Source organism: Photobacterium frigidiphilum, from assembly GCF_003025615.1.
GTDB lineage: Bacteria > Pseudomonadota > Gammaproteobacteria > Enterobacterales > Vibrionaceae > Photobacterium > Photobacterium frigidiphilum.
In genome coordinates, this window is record NZ_PYMJ01000043.1 from 1 (window position 1) to 16,862 (window position 16,862).

Annotated in this window: 14 protein-coding genes and 4 pseudogenes; 11 read left to right on the forward strand and 7 right to left on the reverse strand. The window is 40.3% G+C overall.

The features are described 5' to 3' along the window. The first annotated feature begins 649 nt into the window (after positions 1-649). From C9J12_RS25850 to C9J12_RS25860, 3 genes are all read left to right on the forward strand, one after another. Positions 650-2,197, forward strand: a complete 1,548-nt coding sequence (locus C9J12_RS25850) for an alanine/glycine:cation symporter family protein (protein WP_107245419.1) — start codon at positions 650-652, stop codon at positions 2,195-2,197. Positions 2,198-2,505: 308 nt separating this feature from the next. After that, on the forward strand, positions 2,506-2,991 hold the full coding sequence (locus C9J12_RS25855; protein WP_107245422.1) for a VOC family protein: 486 nt from the start codon (positions 2,506-2,508) through the stop codon (positions 2,989-2,991). Between the two features lie 531 nt (positions 2,992-3,522). After that, complete coding sequence (locus C9J12_RS25860; protein ID WP_107245425.1) at positions 3,523-4,470, forward strand: restriction endonuclease; 948 nt, start codon at positions 3,523-3,525, stop codon at positions 4,468-4,470. Positions 4,471-4,717: 247 nt separating this feature from the next. On the opposite strand, the pseudogene C9J12_RS31245 reads toward C9J12_RS25860, so the two are convergent. Next, positions 4,718-4,917, reverse strand: a pseudogene (locus C9J12_RS31245) (IS6 family transposase); the annotation flags it as partial. Here C9J12_RS31245 and C9J12_RS25865 point away from each other — a divergent pair. Further along, positions 4,898-5,307: pseudogene (locus C9J12_RS25865) on the forward strand (class II fructose-bisphosphate aldolase); the annotation flags it as partial. The pseudogenes C9J12_RS31245 and C9J12_RS25865 overlap by 20 nt on opposite strands. 113 nt (positions 5,308-5,420) lie before the next feature. Here the strand turns inward: C9J12_RS25865 and C9J12_RS25870 are convergent. After that, a complete protein-coding gene (locus C9J12_RS25870) occupies positions 5,421-5,609 on the reverse strand; it encodes a DUF2913 family protein (RefSeq protein WP_407675704.1) in 189 nt (62 codons plus the stop codon). Here C9J12_RS25870 and C9J12_RS25875 point away from each other — a divergent pair. Further along, a pseudogene (locus C9J12_RS25875) lies at positions 5,610-5,696 on the forward strand (IS6 family transposase); the annotation flags it as partial. Between the two features lie 78 nt (positions 5,697-5,774). Here C9J12_RS25875 and C9J12_RS25880 read toward each other — a convergent pair. The 5 genes and pseudogenes from C9J12_RS25880 to C9J12_RS25900 all read right to left on the reverse strand — a co-directional run bounded on the left by C9J12_RS25880 (position 5,775) and on the right by C9J12_RS25900 (position 11,078). After that, positions 5,775-7,496, reverse strand: a complete 1,722-nt coding sequence (locus tag C9J12_RS25880) for an SgrR family transcriptional regulator (RefSeq protein WP_107245428.1) — start codon at positions 7,494-7,496, stop codon at positions 5,775-5,777. Positions 7,497-7,932: 436 nt separating this feature from the next. After that, the gene (locus tag C9J12_RS25885) at positions 7,933-8,919 is read right to left on the reverse strand and encodes a hypothetical protein (protein WP_227876465.1); all 987 of its coding nucleotides are present in this window, start codon (positions 8,917-8,919) and stop codon (positions 7,933-7,935) included. A 221-nt stretch (positions 8,920-9,140) separates the two neighbouring features. After that, positions 9,141-9,554 (reverse strand): annotated as a pseudogene (locus C9J12_RS25890) (DDE-type integrase/transposase/recombinase); the annotation flags it as partial. Then, positions 9,547-9,900, reverse strand: coding sequence for a hypothetical protein (locus C9J12_RS25895; RefSeq protein WP_146150116.1), 354 nt, complete (start codon positions 9,898-9,900; stop codon positions 9,547-9,549). The pseudogene C9J12_RS25890 and the gene C9J12_RS25895, both read right to left, overlap by 8 nt. Before the next feature lie 149 nt (positions 9,901-10,049). Then, complete coding sequence (locus C9J12_RS25900) at positions 10,050-11,078, reverse strand: LacI family DNA-binding transcriptional regulator (RefSeq protein WP_107245436.1); 1,029 nt, start codon at positions 11,076-11,078, stop codon at positions 10,050-10,052. 208 nt (positions 11,079-11,286) lie between these two features. Between C9J12_RS25900 and C9J12_RS25905 the strand changes: the two genes are divergently transcribed. The 6 genes from C9J12_RS25905 to C9J12_RS25930 all read left to right on the forward strand — a co-directional run bounded on the left by C9J12_RS25905 (position 11,287) and on the right by C9J12_RS25930 (position 16,861). Then, positions 11,287-13,047 (forward strand): class I mannose-6-phosphate isomerase, encoded by a 1,761-nt coding sequence (locus tag C9J12_RS25905; RefSeq protein WP_107245439.1) that lies wholly within the window; start codon positions 11,287-11,289, stop codon positions 13,045-13,047. Positions 13,048-13,049: 2 nt separating this feature from the next. Next, positions 13,050-13,478 carry a PTS sugar transporter subunit IIA gene (locus C9J12_RS25910; protein ID WP_107245441.1) on the forward strand — a complete coding sequence of 143 codons (429 nt, stop codon included), beginning with the start codon at positions 13,050-13,052 and terminating at the stop codon, positions 13,476-13,478. Positions 13,479-13,487: 9 nt separating this feature from the next. After that, positions 13,488-13,985, forward strand: coding sequence for a PTS system mannose/fructose/N-acetylgalactosamine-transporter subunit IIB (locus C9J12_RS25915; RefSeq protein ID WP_006229943.1), 498 nt, complete (start codon positions 13,488-13,490; stop codon positions 13,983-13,985). 41 nt (positions 13,986-14,026) lie between these two features. Continuing rightward, a complete protein-coding gene (locus C9J12_RS25920) occupies positions 14,027-14,830 on the forward strand; it encodes a PTS mannose/fructose/sorbose/N-acetylgalactosamine transporter subunit IIC (RefSeq protein ID WP_107245444.1) in 804 nt (267 codons plus the stop codon). Continuing rightward, positions 14,830-15,678: a PTS system mannose/fructose/sorbose family transporter subunit IID gene (locus C9J12_RS25925; RefSeq protein WP_107245446.1), complete on the forward strand. Its 849-nt coding sequence runs from the start codon at positions 14,830-14,832 to the stop codon at positions 15,676-15,678. The genes C9J12_RS25920 and C9J12_RS25925 overlap by 1 nt, the downstream gene beginning before the upstream one ends. Before the next feature lie 61 nt (positions 15,679-15,739). Continuing rightward, entirely contained in the window at positions 15,740-16,861 is a 1,122-nt protein-coding gene (locus C9J12_RS25930; protein ID WP_107245448.1) for an AGE family epimerase/isomerase, read from the forward strand. Position 16,862 lies beyond the last annotated feature (1 nt).

Consider the following 16,862-nt stretch of genomic DNA (forward strand, 5'->3'; position numbering starts at 1 on the left):
TCAACGGCGGCTACAACCTGCAATTTAAAGCCCAAAGTATAATCGCGTTGAGTACGTTTAACGGAGGGGGTGATTGATGTAGTCATAATAAGTCCTAAATGTGTAAACACATTTCAGGACGGGACAATTATTCAATAAAAAGCCACCGTTCAGTCAACTGGGCGGTGGTTTTTTTTAGGGGAAATATGGCCTATAGAATCAGTTATTAGTTTGTTTCTGCTGAATAGGCGATATGAAACTTGCCACTATGTTAAATGTTTTTAACATGTCATTTGTTCCGCTTACTATTTTGTGTATTGTTTGTTTATATTGTTTATTTTGAATAAAAAGTGAATATACCGCACTGGCATGGTGCGCTCCTGCCTTAAGTTAGTGCGTTTTAATGCGGTGAATTATAAGAGTCGTTATCAGTTTCATATTTAATTCTGATGATTACACGCATGAATACCTGTTGCATATCAGTGGATTGCTGTGAATAAATAGTTATATTTAGCCATTGAGTAGAGTAGATTACCTTGTGTGAATGTTATCTTTTTGTGCTTGTTGTCACACGGAATGGTGTTACAAAATAAAAAACTTAACAATCTGCTTACAATCTGTTTATTATGCTGCTGAACATTATTTACCAAACTATATAACAGGGAGTTTTATGCAGGAGTTTGTAGATTTTCTAAACGGTATTATTTGGAGCCCAATACTCATTTATTTGTGCTTGGGTGCTGGTTTGTTCTATTCCATCGCAACACGCTTTGTACAGTTAAGGCACTTCCGCGAAATGTGGAGACTGCTTCTATCTGGTAAAAGTTCCGATAAAGGTATTTCCTCTTTTCAAGCATTAGCAGTTTCGTTATCGGGACGTGTAGGTACAGGTAACATTGCAGGTGTTGCAGCGGCTATCGGTTTTGGTGGTCCTGGTGCAGTTTTCTGGATGTGGGTTGTAGCATTTCTTGGTGCAGCAACAGCGTACACTGAATCAGCGTTAGCACAGATTTATAAAGAAGAAGATGAAGACGGTCAGTTCCGTGGTGGCCCAGCTTACTATATTGAAAAAGCAATGGGACAAAAATGGTATGCATGGATCTTTGCCATCGCAACCATCTTTGCATGTGGCATTTTGCTTCCTGGCGTTCAATCAAACAGTATCGGTAATGCAGTAGAAGCTGCATTTGGCCCTGGTGAAATGATTGAAACGGCTATTGGAACAATCAGCTTTGCGAAGATTTTGACGGGTACTGTAATCTCTATCTTTCTTGCTTTCATCATCTTTGGTGGTGTTAAGCGTATTGCTAACTTCACACAGATTGTTGTGCCATTCATGGCATTGGCATACATCGTTGTTGCTTTCATCATCATCCTTCTAAACATCGGTCAAGTACCGGCTGTTTTTGCAATGATTTTGGGTGATGCCTTTACGCCGATGGCTGGCTTTGGTGCTGCGATTGGTTGGGGTGTTAAGCGTGGTGTTTACTCGAATGAAGCGGGTCAAGGTACTGGTCCTCATGCTGCTGCGGCTGCAGATGTTGAGCACCCAGCGCAGCAAGGTCTTGTTCAAGCGTTTTCTATCTACATTGATACATTACTTGTTTGTTCAGCAACGGCGTTCATGATCATCATCACTGGTGCGTATAACGTACACGGTGGTGCTGAAGGTGTATTCCTTGTCCAGAATCTAGCAGCAAATATTGGTGCGAATGGTCCTGTATTTACACAAATGGCAATTGAAAGTGCAATGCCGGGTATTGGTAAACCATTTATCGCCTTTGCGTTGTTCTTCTTCGCATTTACTACGATTCTTGCTTACTACTACATCGCTGAAACGAATATCGCTTATATCCGTCGTACGTTTAAAGTGCCGGGTCTGATGTTTATTCTGAAAGGCGTACTGATTGTTGCTGTGTTCTACGGCACGGTGAAAACCGCAAACCTTGCATGGGCGCTGGGTGATGTTGGTGTAGGGCTAATGGCTTGGTTAAACATTGTCGGTATTCTGATTGTCTTCTTCTTAGGTAGACCTGCGCTTAAGGCTCTTAAAGATTATGAAGCGCAACAGAAAGCGGGCGTAACTGAATTTACGTTTGACCCTGTGAAGCTAGGCATTAAAGGTGCAGACTTCTGGGAGAAGAAACTTAAATCTCAGGGTAAACCAAAGGCAGTTGAAGACGTTGTTGATGGTGAACCAGTTAAGCCACTTGCTTAATAACGGTTAACTTATAACGTGAAAAAGGGCTAGCCATTGTGCTAGCCCTTTTTTTTTAGGACGAGACAGGGCTTGGTTAGAACGAAAGTTATTCACATTCTATTTATCTGATTTTACGATATCTACGCTAGTACAAGAAGCAATGCTAGCCCGAGCTCATGAGTCGATAGAGTTTGTATTCATTCCATTATAATAAATTTAAATTATCATTTTTATAAATAATGATAATTTAAATAGATTAAAAGAGGATCATATACTCACCCCATCAAGACGAACAATGAATCAATTATCTGAATCTGGAGCAAATTATGAAAATGAATCATGTCGGAATTATGGTGGGTGACATGGATAAAGCTGTTGAGTTTTATACCAATGCTCTTGGTCTTAAAGTAGTAATGGGCAATACCAAAGTTGAAGAAGAGCGCGAAACAGCAATCGGTAGAATGTGTGTTGCTGTTTTTGGTGAAGGTTTTAAAGGCTTTAACATTGCACATCTGGTCACTACTGATGGTATTGGTGTTGAGCTATTTGAAATGAAAGAGCGCCAAGAGCGTCACGAAGTTGATTTCTCTCGAATCGGTATTTTCCACTTTTGCCTTCAAACAGATGACTTCCATGGTGTTATTGAGCGCACTGAAAACTTTGGCGGTAAAGTACGCATGGATATTATGCGTTACCACCCAGAAGATAATAACAAGCAAGCTAAGATGGTGTACCTAGAAGACCCATTCGGCAACCTATTTGAGCTTTATTCGCATACTTATGAAGAGACTTATGCGTCTGAGTATGAGTAATTAATAACACAAAGAACAATGATGAGGGTTGGCCATAGCGCCAGCCATTTTTTGTGCTGCCTTTGCTTGAATTCAATCAGCTATCGCCCTAATTGAGTAAAATCCACATTCACTAGGGGCTAAAACACGTCATTCCTCGAAGATGTAGATCTAGTAAAGTGTAGGACTAATTTATGAAGGCTGATGCTAAAGCGTTTCTGCTCCAAGACGTTTTAGAACGCATCTTTTTGGCGATAAATCTGGCTAATGTGTTTAGATACTGTACTTCAATACTGTACTTCAATTGGGCAATAAGCTGCTGCCCAATTACGAAATAGGTTGTTGGACAAAGTAATCAAAACATTTGTGCCCCTTTATCATTTACAGTAAAAGCTCATTCCACACATAGTTCCCCCCCCTTTGTTCCTTACAACAGTTAATGAGATGGTACGAGGAATTTTTCCGCAATTCGTCGTTCATACACACACAAGATACTTATTCTAATCGGAACAAGCCTAGTAGGGTGAATCCGCTAAGGTAAAAGGAGCTAAAGTGGGAACTTGGATCACTACAAAAAATCAGTGCAGTTCTTTTCTAAGTGACAGAATTGGATATAAATCTGGGTTAGCGCTCTCAAAAATGGATATGCTAGAGCTGCTAGATAAAAAAGACCCTTTAGTTGAAACTATCAGTAGTGATAGTGAAGAACTCGTACGTATTAAATCAGATCATATTGTTGATTCATTTCAAATTATATTCCATCGACTTGGTGTGACTGAGAAGCCATTTGTTGGTCATGGACCAACAATTCTTGATATTGATTACATGAATAAACCCAATGAACGTGCACTTTTTCAACGCGTATTACAATATTTAGGCGAAACTCACTTTGATCAAGGTAAACATTCGATATTTGATGACTTTGACGAAGATACATACTTCAAATATGTACAGAGTACATTTGGTGATGATGCCCTAAAGATTGCTAGCAAATTAATTCATTTAATAAAAGAGAGCGAAGAGGCTAGTCCATGGGACTGGCTGAGAGCTAGAGTTGTAGAATGGAAATCACCCATAGAACTCAAGAGCTTATTTGATAGTGAATCTCTTTCTGCTATGTATGGTTCGTTTCTAGATCAACGATATATAAATTTTCTAGCTCAAAATTCAGATAAAATTTCTACGATGCATTGGCGAAAATTTGAAGCGCTGACCGCCGAATATTATGAAAGTTCAGGGTATAAGGTTGAACTTGGCGCGGGTAGAAATGATGGAGGGGTAGATGTAAGGGTATGGTCTCCAGAATCAACTATGGAAGATGCTCCAGTCACAATCGTTCAATGTAAAAGGACGAAAGCTAAAATTGATAAAGTTTTGGTTAAGTCGTTATGGGCTGATGTTGTTTATGAAAATGCAAAAAGTGGTGTGATTGTTACTTCCTCTTATTTTTCACCAGGTGCAAGAGAAGTATGCAAAGCCAGAAAATACCCTATACGATAAGCCAATCGTGAGACTGTAATTAGCTGGATAAATGAACTAAAAAGAACGGGTAAGGGAGTGTTCATGGGTGGGTAATTTCACTTAACAAATTATTCAACAGCGAACGTTACGCTGATAGAGGAGCATTATTATTAATGAACGTTAATGACTACACAGTTAGCATTTATAAGTTGTACTACAAAGTAGCAAAGGAAGGCTCTGTCGCAAAGTTCTGTAGAAGTACAAGTGTACTGATTTTCAGATACAGTTAGGCTGCTAGCGCGTAAAACTGCTCCCAAACAGATAAGCCTTCAGGGTTGTCGATCTGTCCATTTTTATCTACACCAGCTAATGTGGCCTTTGCTCAACAATATTGTTCAGATACTTAATTGAAAGGATCTCAATAAGGCTCAGCATGCGGCCGCTATGCCAAAGCTCAACGTTGAGATTGTGCAGTGCCAATGCACTCATGACAGACCCTGCTTTTGCAGCTGAATTTGTTCGTCGAACAGGTATTGATGCTCTCGCCGTTGGTACCGCTCACGGTCTTTACAAAGCAGAGCCGAAACTCGATTTTTCTCGCTTAGAAAAAATTCGCGCAGTCGTTGATATTCCATTGGTATTACACGGCGCGTCAGGTGTGCCAGATGACATGGTAAGACGCTGTATCGACCTTGGTGTGTGTAAAGTGAAGTTGCTACTGAATTGAAAATTGCGTTCTCCGATGCCGTAAAACAGCACTTTGCTGAGAACCCAGAAGCGAATGACCCACGCAAATACATCACGCCAGGTAAAGCGGCGATGAAGCAAGTCGTTATTGATAAAATTCGCATGTGCGGTAGTGAAGGCAAACTTTAAATTAATACCACAACAACAAATCGGTGTAATTCCCCTTATTAAAACTTCTTATATAGGTTGCCTCCACGTGAGGCAACTGCATTACTTACGGTGAAATCGTTTTCAGTAAGGGATTACAACCAACAAAGCTCAATTCGCAAATGCGCTTCGTCTTCGTAAGCAAGTACTGATTGAAAGTGAGCACTTTTATCGATCTGTTCTGAAAATATATCTTTATACTCTGGTGAACCGACAAATAATATTTGAGTTGTTTTAATCGTCAACCCTTCCTCGTCGAAAATAGCTTTCAAATCAGATTCAATCACACTGACAAGCATTCCTCATATGCAAATGCTATTGCTCGCTTGAAAAAAGAGGGGCGATTACGAGCAGATGTCGAACAGCGGCAGTAAGTTTCGTCGAACTGCCCTGGATTGCGTGCGGGTTGGGCCACCTAATCATGAACATAGCGATTCTTATTTGTTAGCTTACTCTAACCAAAGTTGAGCTAACGACATCACACCCATGTTGTCCATTTTCTTACCATGTAGTTTGTCTGAGATGTTGTAGAAGGCATGATCACGCCATAACGGAATGTAGTGACAATTTTGAATTAACCAATCTTCTCCACGGTAAAGTTTTTCCATAAAATCAGTATTATCACTACTTTCTTGCATTATTGTATCAACAAAAAGTAACAGGCTACGTCGCTCTTTTGCATTTAAACAGGTTTGAAAAATATTACCTGTGAGTAACCATTCGTAGTATTGAAAAGACAGATTATTACCAAAGACATAACAGCTATAGTACAAATCAACACCGTCACTACCATTCCATGGATAATTAGTTCTTTCGACGACATGATGTGAAACTGAAATACCATGCAAATCAAGGTAGTCAAAGAGTGGTTTTAACTCCCATTCATCCCCTTTTCGATATTGGACCGAAATAGTTCTCTCTGGCTTTTTCATCGTATGATGAAAAAGATGAAAGGCTCTTTTTTGATGGTAAGGCATAATACTATTGGCAAGTGAGTTGATTAGTGTGTTGTGATCTACAGCAAACTGTCGAATCTTGTGTATTAACCAAGCTCTTTCATCAATACTTAATTGATTCTTATGGTTGGCAAATTCTAAAGTCGCACAAGCATGCTGCTCAACAGAATGGGCGTTTTCATGGTCTTCTGGTTGAACGGGACATTTTTCGTAAACATGCCCTGATTGAATTGCTTCTTGATGTTGTGTAGACCAAAATTCCGCACGTTCAATTAACCCTCCAATACCAAAATAACGGTCAAATTTACTCAATATCCAATGATCTTTTTCCTGGTGCGAGAGGCTATATGCCCCTGTTCCAATAGCTTGTTTAAATTGATCTTCAGAGACCTTTGTTTGAGTCGGATCCATATAAAAGACCGCACTATGGATATCAGTCAATAGGTGTAAAAATGTGGGATCTTTTTGTTTCAAATGAAAGATGACCCAATCATCTTTTATTTCTATTTTTTCGATATGACGATATAAAATCAGATAGGGATGTTCTGCTATACAACGATAATCAAAACAACTTTTTATATGCTGTGGCCTTAATCGTTCACCATTATGAAAATAGATATCAGGACGTAATCGGAAGTGGTACTGATTATCCTTAAAATAATAATGATGTGCGAGGTGAGGACGAATTTTTCCTGTGTCTTCGTCATAACGAACGAGTGTGTCGAAGACTGCTTCTAATAACAAGATAGAACTGGAAGACCGTGCGTACATAGGTCGACATTCTGGGAACGAATAAGACACGATATACAGTAAGGTATTTGCTTTTGATAACTCAACTTTTGTTTCATTCAACCAAAGGGGAAGCTTCTTTTGCAAAAGAGTGCGCTTTTCAAAGTGCTCAGCGTATACGAACGCCTCATTGATTTTCCCTGAACAAACTTGATATTCAAGCTGTTTCAGTAGTATTTCTTCAAAAGACATTGGTAGTGATAGGGAAGATTTATTACCGCGCCCCCGCCCTGGCACCCAGTCAATAAAACCTTTATTTTTCAATGTATTCATTAACTTACTGGCGTTTCTATCTGAGCAGAAAAAGATACCTGTCAGTTGATTCATATCGACATAAGATGGCGTCTGGCCAAAAGCACTATACAGTTGCTTCAAACGCTGTAAGTGAATCAATGAGATAAAAGGGGAACCTTGATTAGACATCATATCGTTCTTTATTCCGGTGAATCTTTAGATAATAAACATACAAAGAATAAGGAGCAGGTAACTATGAACCCTATATATTATCCCCGTTATACCTTAAATGCTGAACGTCACGCAACTAGGCTTAAATGCCGCTCAACAGTGAAGAAGAAGAAAAACAAAACACATCAACACGCTTTTTTACTCGGTGTTATCATCTTATGTTGGCTTTGTTACACTGTTACTAAATGACAACTTCACGAATGTGACTGATGTATTTATTGAAGAATATTAGCCATTCCTGCTGCAGATTGAAAAGGGCTTTGAGTGGTTTGTCTGGATGCATAGACAGGAAGATACCTGTCTATGTTTATGATGAATAGTAAAACTAACAGGTCGTTAGTTACTGCCGCAGGCAGCCTACGTTCATTTACTATAGACTCAGAAAGTTTGTTTATATTTAACTTCCAGGACCAAATCCAGAACCATTACCTAAACGTTTATTATCATTTGCACCAAGCCCACCAATCCCAGTTCCACAATTGTCTTCACCTGGTGTTCCTACTAATAATTGATCGCCATCTGAATCTAGTGCAAGTGCTGAACCAAACATATCACTAGGGTCAGTATTAGGCGTTTTTATATATGCGTCTAATATCCACTTATCAACTTGTTTTTTATAGATATAAACGGCACCAGAATCTCGAGCACTATTGTCATTTAATCCTGGGTTAACATAAGTGCCACAAACAGAATTGTTACCTAAACGTTGGTTTAAATTTTTACCAGTACCACCAACACCTATTCCACAATTATCTTCACCTGTTGCCGCAACAGCAATTGTATTATCATCGGCACTAATATGGATAACGCCACCAAAGTTATCTTCTAGACTAGGGTTTGGTGCTTTAATATACGTTGTAAACGTGAGAAGTTTATTACCAGATGCTGTAATAATATTATTATTATTATTTGCAAAATCACCATTACCTTCAAAAAGGTATACTGCACCTATATGAACTGAATTTAGTGGATTCCCCGAATCAGCATTACTCCCCATATCATATGAGTTACACTGAACTCGACTGTACGGTCCTATTAAATTAGCATGTTCCGTGGCCCCAATATTTGCTCCACAACCTGATTCACCAGTGGCACCAACAGCAAGAACTTGGCTGTTGCTTGAAATAATTGCTGCCTCCCCAAATTTATCAGAATAATCTGCATTTGGAGCTTTTATTAACGCTGTTCCTAACTGCCCTTGTAATGTTCTCCATTTCAAATAAACAGCACCTGAGTTTGTTAAAGAATCACTTCTTGGTTGGTTAAAAGCACTGTCTTCAAAAGGCGCGCCGATAACGATAGGTGAAAAACTAGAACTACTGGCTAAAGGTGCACACATATAACTAGCCAGTGTAATAGAAATTGCTGCTCTTAATATGTTCATAATTATTTCTCACATTAATATGTTTTTGAGCTTACTTTCTAGTTGCGAGTATTAAATTACTCTTAACAATAAAGCAATGTATAAAAAACAAACTAAAATGAAAGACTAATAAAGCGTACAAAAAGCAAGCTAAATTGGACTCGGAATCATAATTGGCACTTATTTCTGGGCATGTTGCAAAAAATTAGATAAGGTAGATCTAGCCAACCATTGGCTTAATGTTACGAGTAAATTACTTTAACATTGAATAAATGATTCATAAAAGCGGCTCTCTTCCGCACAAGGGTTTTACGTTCATCATGACGTAACCAACAATCAAATTGCCCTTTGTTCAACATCCGTAATGATTCGAATCCCTGGAGAGTTGGCCAAGCTCGCTTTCGTATTTTAAACCCACTGGTGGCTACAACGAGTTTCTTTATTGGGGCGTGATCAGACTCGATACCGTTATTGAGGTACTTCACTTGCCGCTGCTCGACATCTGCTCGCAGTCGTCCCTCCTTCTTCAAGCGAGCAATCGCATTGGCGTATGAGGAATGTTTGTCAGTTCTGTCGCAAATAGCAAATTTGGACGTTTTTTCATTTTTTAACCATCTGTTTTCAATCGATTTTAAATTTGGATTTTGGCTAAAAAACTCTATTTGCGACAGAACCAAATTCCTTACCATAAATCGAGCATCTATTATTTTGAAGTAAGTTTTTATTTATTAAAACATCAGACGGAATCATAGGTAGAAGTGTATTCAAATATATCTCCAAACCCTGATCAAATAGAGACATAAATATTAACGTTCCAGACGCATCATTTTTCTTGTTAAATTCAACATAAACATCATTTGAAGAAATGCGATTTTCACCTACTAAATAATCACTCGGAGTATATACAGCACCTTGCTCCAACATGTGACAACCATGTTCAATCATTTCATTCAGTGCTTTTTCGAATTCGACAGTAAACTTCTCTGTCTGCGCTTTTGTCAAGCGCGACCCTACATTAAAGCTTAATGCTCCTTGCTGAACCGCTCCATTTATATTCAATAACAAGGCATCACTATTTTGAGGTGAAATCGAATTACCACTGGCTTCATCTGTTATTTGCCATAATTATGATGTTCTTAATCCAAATACAATTATTCTCTATAATCATCATTTTGTTCAAATCGACATGACTTTCTGATCATTAATTTTGGTGGGAATATGAGGCTTTTTATTGGCTCTTCATTGCCATTCATTCGCGCTAAAATGATTTCACCGGCAGCTCTGCCAATTTCTTTCGCACATACCGACACTGTCGTTAAGGCAGGAAAGGTATCTGCCGATTCAGGAACATCATCAAAACCAACAACAGCCACATCTTTTCCTACAGTAAGCCCTAAATCTTTGATTGCTCGCATTACACCAAATGCAACGATATCTTGATAACCAATAATTGCGGTAATTTGAGGGTGCTTTTCAAGCATTTTTTTGGTTTCAAATGCCCCTTCAGATCGGCTTGCTCCACAGGAGCTAATGTATTTTTCATTGAAGGGGATACCGTGTTCTATTAGTTTTGACATGTATCCACCTAAGCGATGAGAACGCGTTTTGGATCTTTCTTGCCCACCGATAAAGGCAATGTGCTTGTGGCCTAGTTGGATTAAGTGCTCGGTGGCGACCTGTAGTCCTAAAAAATTATTGGTGCCAACAAAATCAAATTGTCCTTCCCCAACGGGACGAACAGCAAGTACAACAGGAAAGCCTCGTCCTCTTACTGTTTTGAGGTAATCAACATTGGTATCAGTGGCTGGGCACATCACCATGCCGCCCGCATTTTGGCTAATTAACGAATCTATAAACTTATCTTGACGCTCTACATTTTCTTCGGCGTTGGCTAAAAAAAGTAATGTGTTTTGTTGTTCCAAATAATGGCTAAGTCCTGCAATCATCTCGGAATAAAACGGGTTGGTAATATCAGGAATGACTAACCCAACAAGATTGCTCCGCTTATGGCGTAAATTGGCAGCCGCTTGATTATAAACATATCCAAGATCTTCAATTGCTTGCAGTACTTTACTGCGAGTGGCTTCTGATATTCGTCCTTTACTGGTTAAAACCATCGAAACTGTTGCGGTTGAAACACCGCAATATTTTGCCACATCAGCAATGGTTGGTTTTGCCATAAATGTCCTTACATTTGGGTTAACTTTGCGATTAATCGTTTAACCTAATTTGAGCAAAAAAGCGGCGAATAACTGTGACCGATATCGATAAATTGGTATGTTCAAAGGGTTAATGAATGATAAATGATGGGTTAACCGCGTTAACCTATTTGATGAGAAGCGTATTTGCTGATTAATATATTACCAACAGATTAACCAAGGGTGATGTATGAAGTATCTATCTGGCAACTCGAATTATGACAAGTTTCCTCATGTAGAAATCAAGGGATTTCCTAATCAAGCTTGGCAAGGTTGGTCAACGATCGTTGAACAAGTTAAGTGTCGAGAGAGTAATAATCAAAAGCATGTTTTGGTTATCGATACATACCATGGTGTTGATCATAACGAGTTACTAGAGCAGCTCATCACGCCATTAAAGCCTAGCCACGTAGTATTTACAGATGAAGCGAAATATAGCGAAGAACACATCTTCGAGATGCTAGAGCGCAATATTACCGATGATCGTGTGTTTGGGGTGATTGCGCCGCATAAATTAAATGAGTTCTTTGATGCTGAAAAACTCTCCGAGATCAAACATCAAATTGAAAGTGCAACAGATGGTTTAATTGTGGTGTATGGCCACGGGGCAAAATTATTTGCTGAAGGTGATACGTTCATCTACGCCGATCTTGCGCGATGGGAGATTCAACAGCGTTTCCGTCATGGTGAATTGGGTAATTGGGGGGTTGAAAATACCGATGAAGATGTCCTTCGTCGCTATAAGCGTGCATTTTTCATTGAATGGCGTGTATTCGATCGTTATAAAACGAAATTACTCCCTCAAGCTGATTTTCTGTTGGATACAAACGTTGCACTAACGCCGAAAATGGTGACGGGTAAAGCATTTATGGCGGGTTTAGAACAAACCGTACAACAGCCTTTTCGTCTAGTGCCATTCTTTGACCCAGGTGTTTGGGGCGGACAGTGGATGAAGGAAGTCTGTGATTTAGATGAAACGAAGCCAAATTATGCTTGGTGTTTTGACTGCGTGCCTGAAGAAAATAGTCTTTTGCTTAAATACGATGATGTGATTGTTGAAGTGCCTTCCCAAGATCTCGTATTACTCGAACCTAAGCGATTGCTCGGTGAAGAAGTGCACGCACGGTTTGGGGCTGAATTTCCGATCCGCTTTGATTTTCTCGATACCATGGAAGGTCAGCACCTTAGCCTTCAAGTGCATCCGTTGACCGAATACATCCAACAAGAGTTTGGCATGCATTACACTCAAGATGAAAGCTACTACATGCTTGATGTTGGTGATGATGCGAGTGTGTATTTGGGCACTAAAACAGGTACGAACCCTGGTGAGATGATGGCAGATCTTGAAGCAGCACAGCGAGGAGAAAAGACCTTTGACGATGAACGCTTTATAAATCAATTTCCAGCCAAGAAACATGATCACTTTTTGATTCCTGCTGGCACTGTTCACTGTTCGGGTTCTAATTCGATGGTGTTAGAGATAAGTGCAACGCCGTATATCTTCACATTCAAACTCTGGGATTGGGAACGTTTAGGTTTAGATGGCCAGCCGCGCCCTGTGCATTTAGATCATGGTAAAGAAGTTATTCAATGGGATCGCAATACGGAATGGTGTGAAGAGCATCTGGTGAATGCCATTACGCCTATTGCTGAAGGGAAAGGATGGCGAGAAGAGAAAACGGGGCTTCATGAGCGAGAGTTCATTGAAACGCGCCGTCATTGGTTCAGCCAGCCTGTTAGTCACAATACTGAGGGGAACGTTAATGTTCTGAACTTGGTGGAAGGCAAAGAGGCGCTGGTATTGAGCCCCGACAATTTATTTGCTCCATTTGTTGTTCATTATGCAGAAACCTTTGTTATTCCGGCTCAAGTAGGAGAATACATTATTCAGCCGTATGGGGCGAGTGAAGGGACAGAAATTGCAACCATTAAAGCATACGTAAGGGGTTAATTATGCTGCATTTTTTAATAGCAACTCATGGGCCACTGGCTAGTGCATTAATTTCAAGCGCAAAAATGGTGTTTGGTGAACTTCAGAATACATCGTGTGTATCGCTTACCGAAGAGGGCGGTATAGAGCAATTCAAACAAGACTTTAATACTGAGATTCGAGATATAGCCAGCCAAGTCGAGGGCATTGTGGTGCTCTGTGATCTGGAATGCGGTACACCTTATAACATTGCCTGTACTTACGCATTTGATGGGAGTTTTCCTGTTCCTGTCGAAGTAGTTACGGGCATTAATTTTCCAACTTTGCTGATGACGGCTGATTTTGTGGAAGAGTCAGATCCAGCATCCGTTGCACAGACATTACAACAAGAAGCGCTTAACACGATCGTGGTTGCAAAACCGGTGAGTGTTGAACAAGACGACGATTTTTAAGGAGCAAGCATGACTATTTCATTTGTAAGAATCGACGATCGTGTGATTCACGGTCAGTTAATGACTCGCTGGGCGAAAGAATTACCGTGTGATGGCATTGTGGCCATTGATGATGCAGTAGCTGCCGATCCATTACTCTCTCAGGTAATGAAAGGGGCGGTGACCGATGTGAAAGTCTGGTTGTTTGATGCAGATACAGCGATTAGTAAGCTGCCGAAAGTGATTGCGAGTGATAAGAAATATTTTGTTATTGCCAAATCACCAGTCACGCTGCAGAGAATCAGCGAAGCCGGTATCGATCTTTCTAATTTAAATGGAAAGATTAATGTAGGCCCAATGAGTGCACGAGAAGGAACGACAACAATAGGAAATAATCAGAGCGTAAACCCAGATGAAGTTTCAGCTTTTGAATACCTATCTCAATTGGGACATCAAATAGATTTCCGGCTTGTTCCGGATGCTAGCGCCTACAACTGGGATACCGCACAGAAAAAATTAAATAAATAACAGCGGTCCAAATTTTTTGACGTGATTAGAAGGAACAGATTATGTTTTTTGAAGCAGTTGTTATCGGGATACTGTGTTATCTCGGTGCGTTATCAACCCCTTGGTTGCTAGGTCTTACTGGTGGCTGGTACACATTAAGTCGACCACTGGTTTCTGGAATGTTGGTTGGCATTGTATTAGGTGATATTCAGACGGGAATAATGGTGGGTGTAGCCGTTCAGGCAGTCTATATTGCGATGGTGACACCGGGTGGTTCGATGCCAGCCGATCTTAACTTTGTCGCGTACCCTGCTGTTGCTCTCGGTATTATGTCGGGGCAGGGTGTCGAAGTAGCCGTCGCGATTGCGGCAACAATTGGTATTGCAGGAACCATTATTTTTAACTTCATGATGGTACTGAACTCTTATTGGAATCACCGTGCCGATTTGTCGGTAGATGATGGTGATGACAAGGGGGTATATATGAATACCGCTATTTATCCTCAGATCACCAACTTTTTGATGCGCTTCATTCCTACCTTTATCGCTGTTTATTTTGGCAATCAATATATCGAAGGCTTCATGGCAAGCTTGCCTGACTTGGTTATCAATACCATGACTGTACTTGGTGGTATCTTGCCTGCCGTTGGTATTGCCATCTTGCTAAAACAAATTATCAAAGAAACGTCGATGCTGATTTATTTCCTTGTTGGTTTTGTCGGCATTGTCTTTTTGAACCTCAATATGGTTGGTCTTGTGATGATCGGTGCACTGTTTGCGTTACTGCATTACAACTACAAGCCAGATCCACAGCCTACGGCTGTAACACCAAATCAAGTAATGGACGACGATGAGGATGAATTCTAATGACTACAAAACATGATCAACTCAGCACTGATATTAATGCCAAGATTGCGTTAGATAAGAAAGACCTCATTAAATGTTGGCGTTCATGGATGATGTACAACCTTTCATCAATGAGTTTCGAACGTTTAGAGTCATTCGGTTTTTGCCTTGGAATGATGCCAGCACTTAAAAAGCTTTATCCCAACAAAGATAAGCGTCAGGAGGCAATGAAACGCCACTCCTCTTTCTATAATACTGAACCACAGCTCGGCGCCATTATCAGTGGTTTGGCGGTGGGTTTAGAAGAAAAGAAAGCCAATGGTGAGCCTATTGATGGCGAAACCATTAATACGTTAAAAGTTGGCTTGATGGGGCCGATTGCCGGTATTGGTGATTCTATGGTACCCGGCATGCTTGTGCCTATTCTACTCAGTATCGGTATGGCCTTAGCTGCTGGTGGCAGTATGCTTGGCCCACTGTTTTATATCGTTGCGTTTAATGCCATCGTCATTGTCGGTTCTTATACCTTGTTTATGAAGGGGTATAAGATGGGGACGGGTTCAGTCGAAGTACTGGTAAGCCATAAATCGACAAAAATTAGAGAAGCGCTCTCGCTTCTGGGGGTTTTTGTAATGGGGGGCGTGGCGGCAAGCTATGTCAATCTTGGTACGGGACTTGAATTTGTGACCAGTGATGGTGTGAATATCAATGTTCAGGCGATGCTTGACGGTATTTTCCCTAAACTGATGCCATTAGTGATCGTTCTCGGAACTTGGTATGCAATGGCAAAGAAAAACCTAAGTCCAGTAAAAGCCATGCTGTCTTTGGTTGTTATCTCTGCCCTTGGTGTCGCGGTTGGCCTCTTTTAAGGTAAGCGAATAATGAGAGGGCTTTGGCTCTCTCTTCCCTTCTAAACAGAGAGATATCACTATGAATACCATTTCGCAGCAAGCGAAACGCTGTCAGGTATGGCTTTCTGAACACGCACTTCCACGATGGCATCACTACTTTGATAAAAAGACAGGCATTTTCCCTGAAGGCATTTATCAAGATGGCCGTGTTTACCAAGAAAACGTTATCCGCTTTCGTGTTCAGCCTCGTCAATTATATGTTTATGCTCATGCCACAGAGCTTGGTCTTATTGATGCTCGGCAAGAGATAGAGCAAGCAATTAATCTTGGCTTCCCTCAATTTCAAACTGAGAAAGAGACATTTGTATTCTCACTTGATGATGAACTGAACATTAAAAATGGTGAAACCAATGCTTATGAACATGCTTTTGCGTTATTAGGTTATGCATGGCATTACCGTTTGACGAGAGAACAAGTCAGCTTAGACAAAATGGAAGCCATCTATCAATGGTTTGAGTGTGAATTGGCAGACGTAGAAAATGGTGGGTTTTACTCATCAACACATTATTTTTCGTTACGCTGCCAGAATCCGCACATGCACTTATTTGAAGCTTTAATGGTGTGCTATGAACACACTGATGATGTTCAATGGCTGGAGAGAGCAAGAAGTATTTTTAATTTGTTTATAGACCGCTTTATGCAAGATGAGTATTTATGTGAGTTTTTTGATAGTCAGCTTACCCCGAAACACCCGCTAAGTAATCTCGTCGATCCTGGGCATCATTATGAATGGATTTGGCTGCTACATCATTATCAAAAGCTGACAAGAATCGATGTGTCAGTTTACATCGAGAGATTGAATCATTTTACTTCGATGTATGGGCATAACGATAACGGTTTGGTCAGAGATGAAGTGGAAAATAACGGGGCGGTATTTCGCTCAACATCTAGGTTATGGTGCCAAACTGAATATCTTAAAGCTCAGATAGCACTACAGGAACGCCACCCATCTCTTGAACGGGAACAACGTGTTTGCCAAGCTGTTGATGTGATTTTTAGTGCTTACTTGAATCCGGCTCAGAACGGTCTTTGGTTTGATCAACTGGATTGCGAAGGGCTGCCATTACAAAAAAACTCACCAGCGAGTACTTTTTATCACCTATTTCTAGCATTTTCAGAACTGCTTAGAATTGCAAAGTAAG

Bases quoted from the DNA above. Each gene is read 5' to 3' on its own strand.
- C9J12_RS25850 (WP_107245419.1), top strand. From the start codon at position 650: ATGCAGGAGTTTGTAGATTTTCTAAACGGTATTATTTGGAGCCCAATA.
- C9J12_RS25930 (WP_107245448.1), top strand. From the start codon at position 15,740: ATGAATACCATTTCGCAGCAAGCGAAACGCTGTCAGGTATGGCTTTCT.
- C9J12_RS25905 (WP_107245439.1), top strand. From the start codon at position 11,287: ATGAAGTATCTATCTGGCAACTCGAATTATGACAAGTTTCCTCATGTA.
- C9J12_RS25880 (WP_107245428.1), bottom strand. From the start codon at position 7,496: ATGATGTCTAATCAAGGTTCCCCTTTTATCTCATTGATTCACTTACAG.
- C9J12_RS25925 (WP_107245446.1), top strand. From the start codon at position 14,830: ATGACTACAAAACATGATCAACTCAGCACTGATATTAATGCCAAGATT.
- C9J12_RS25855 (WP_107245422.1), top strand. From the start codon at position 2,506: ATGAAAATGAATCATGTCGGAATTATGGTGGGTGACATGGATAAAGCT.
- C9J12_RS25910 (WP_107245441.1), top strand. From the start codon at position 13,050: ATGCTGCATTTTTTAATAGCAACTCATGGGCCACTGGCTAGTGCATTA.
- C9J12_RS25900 (WP_107245436.1), bottom strand. From the start codon at position 11,078: ATGGCAAAACCAACCATTGCTGATGTGGCAAAATATTGCGGTGTTTCA.
- C9J12_RS25920 (WP_107245444.1), top strand. From the start codon at position 14,027: ATGTTTTTTGAAGCAGTTGTTATCGGGATACTGTGTTATCTCGGTGCG.
- C9J12_RS25915 (WP_006229943.1), top strand. From the start codon at position 13,488: ATGACTATTTCATTTGTAAGAATCGACGATCGTGTGATTCACGGTCAG.
- C9J12_RS25885 (WP_227876465.1), bottom strand. From the start codon at position 8,919: ATGAACATATTAAGAGCAGCAATTTCTATTACACTGGCTAGTTATATG.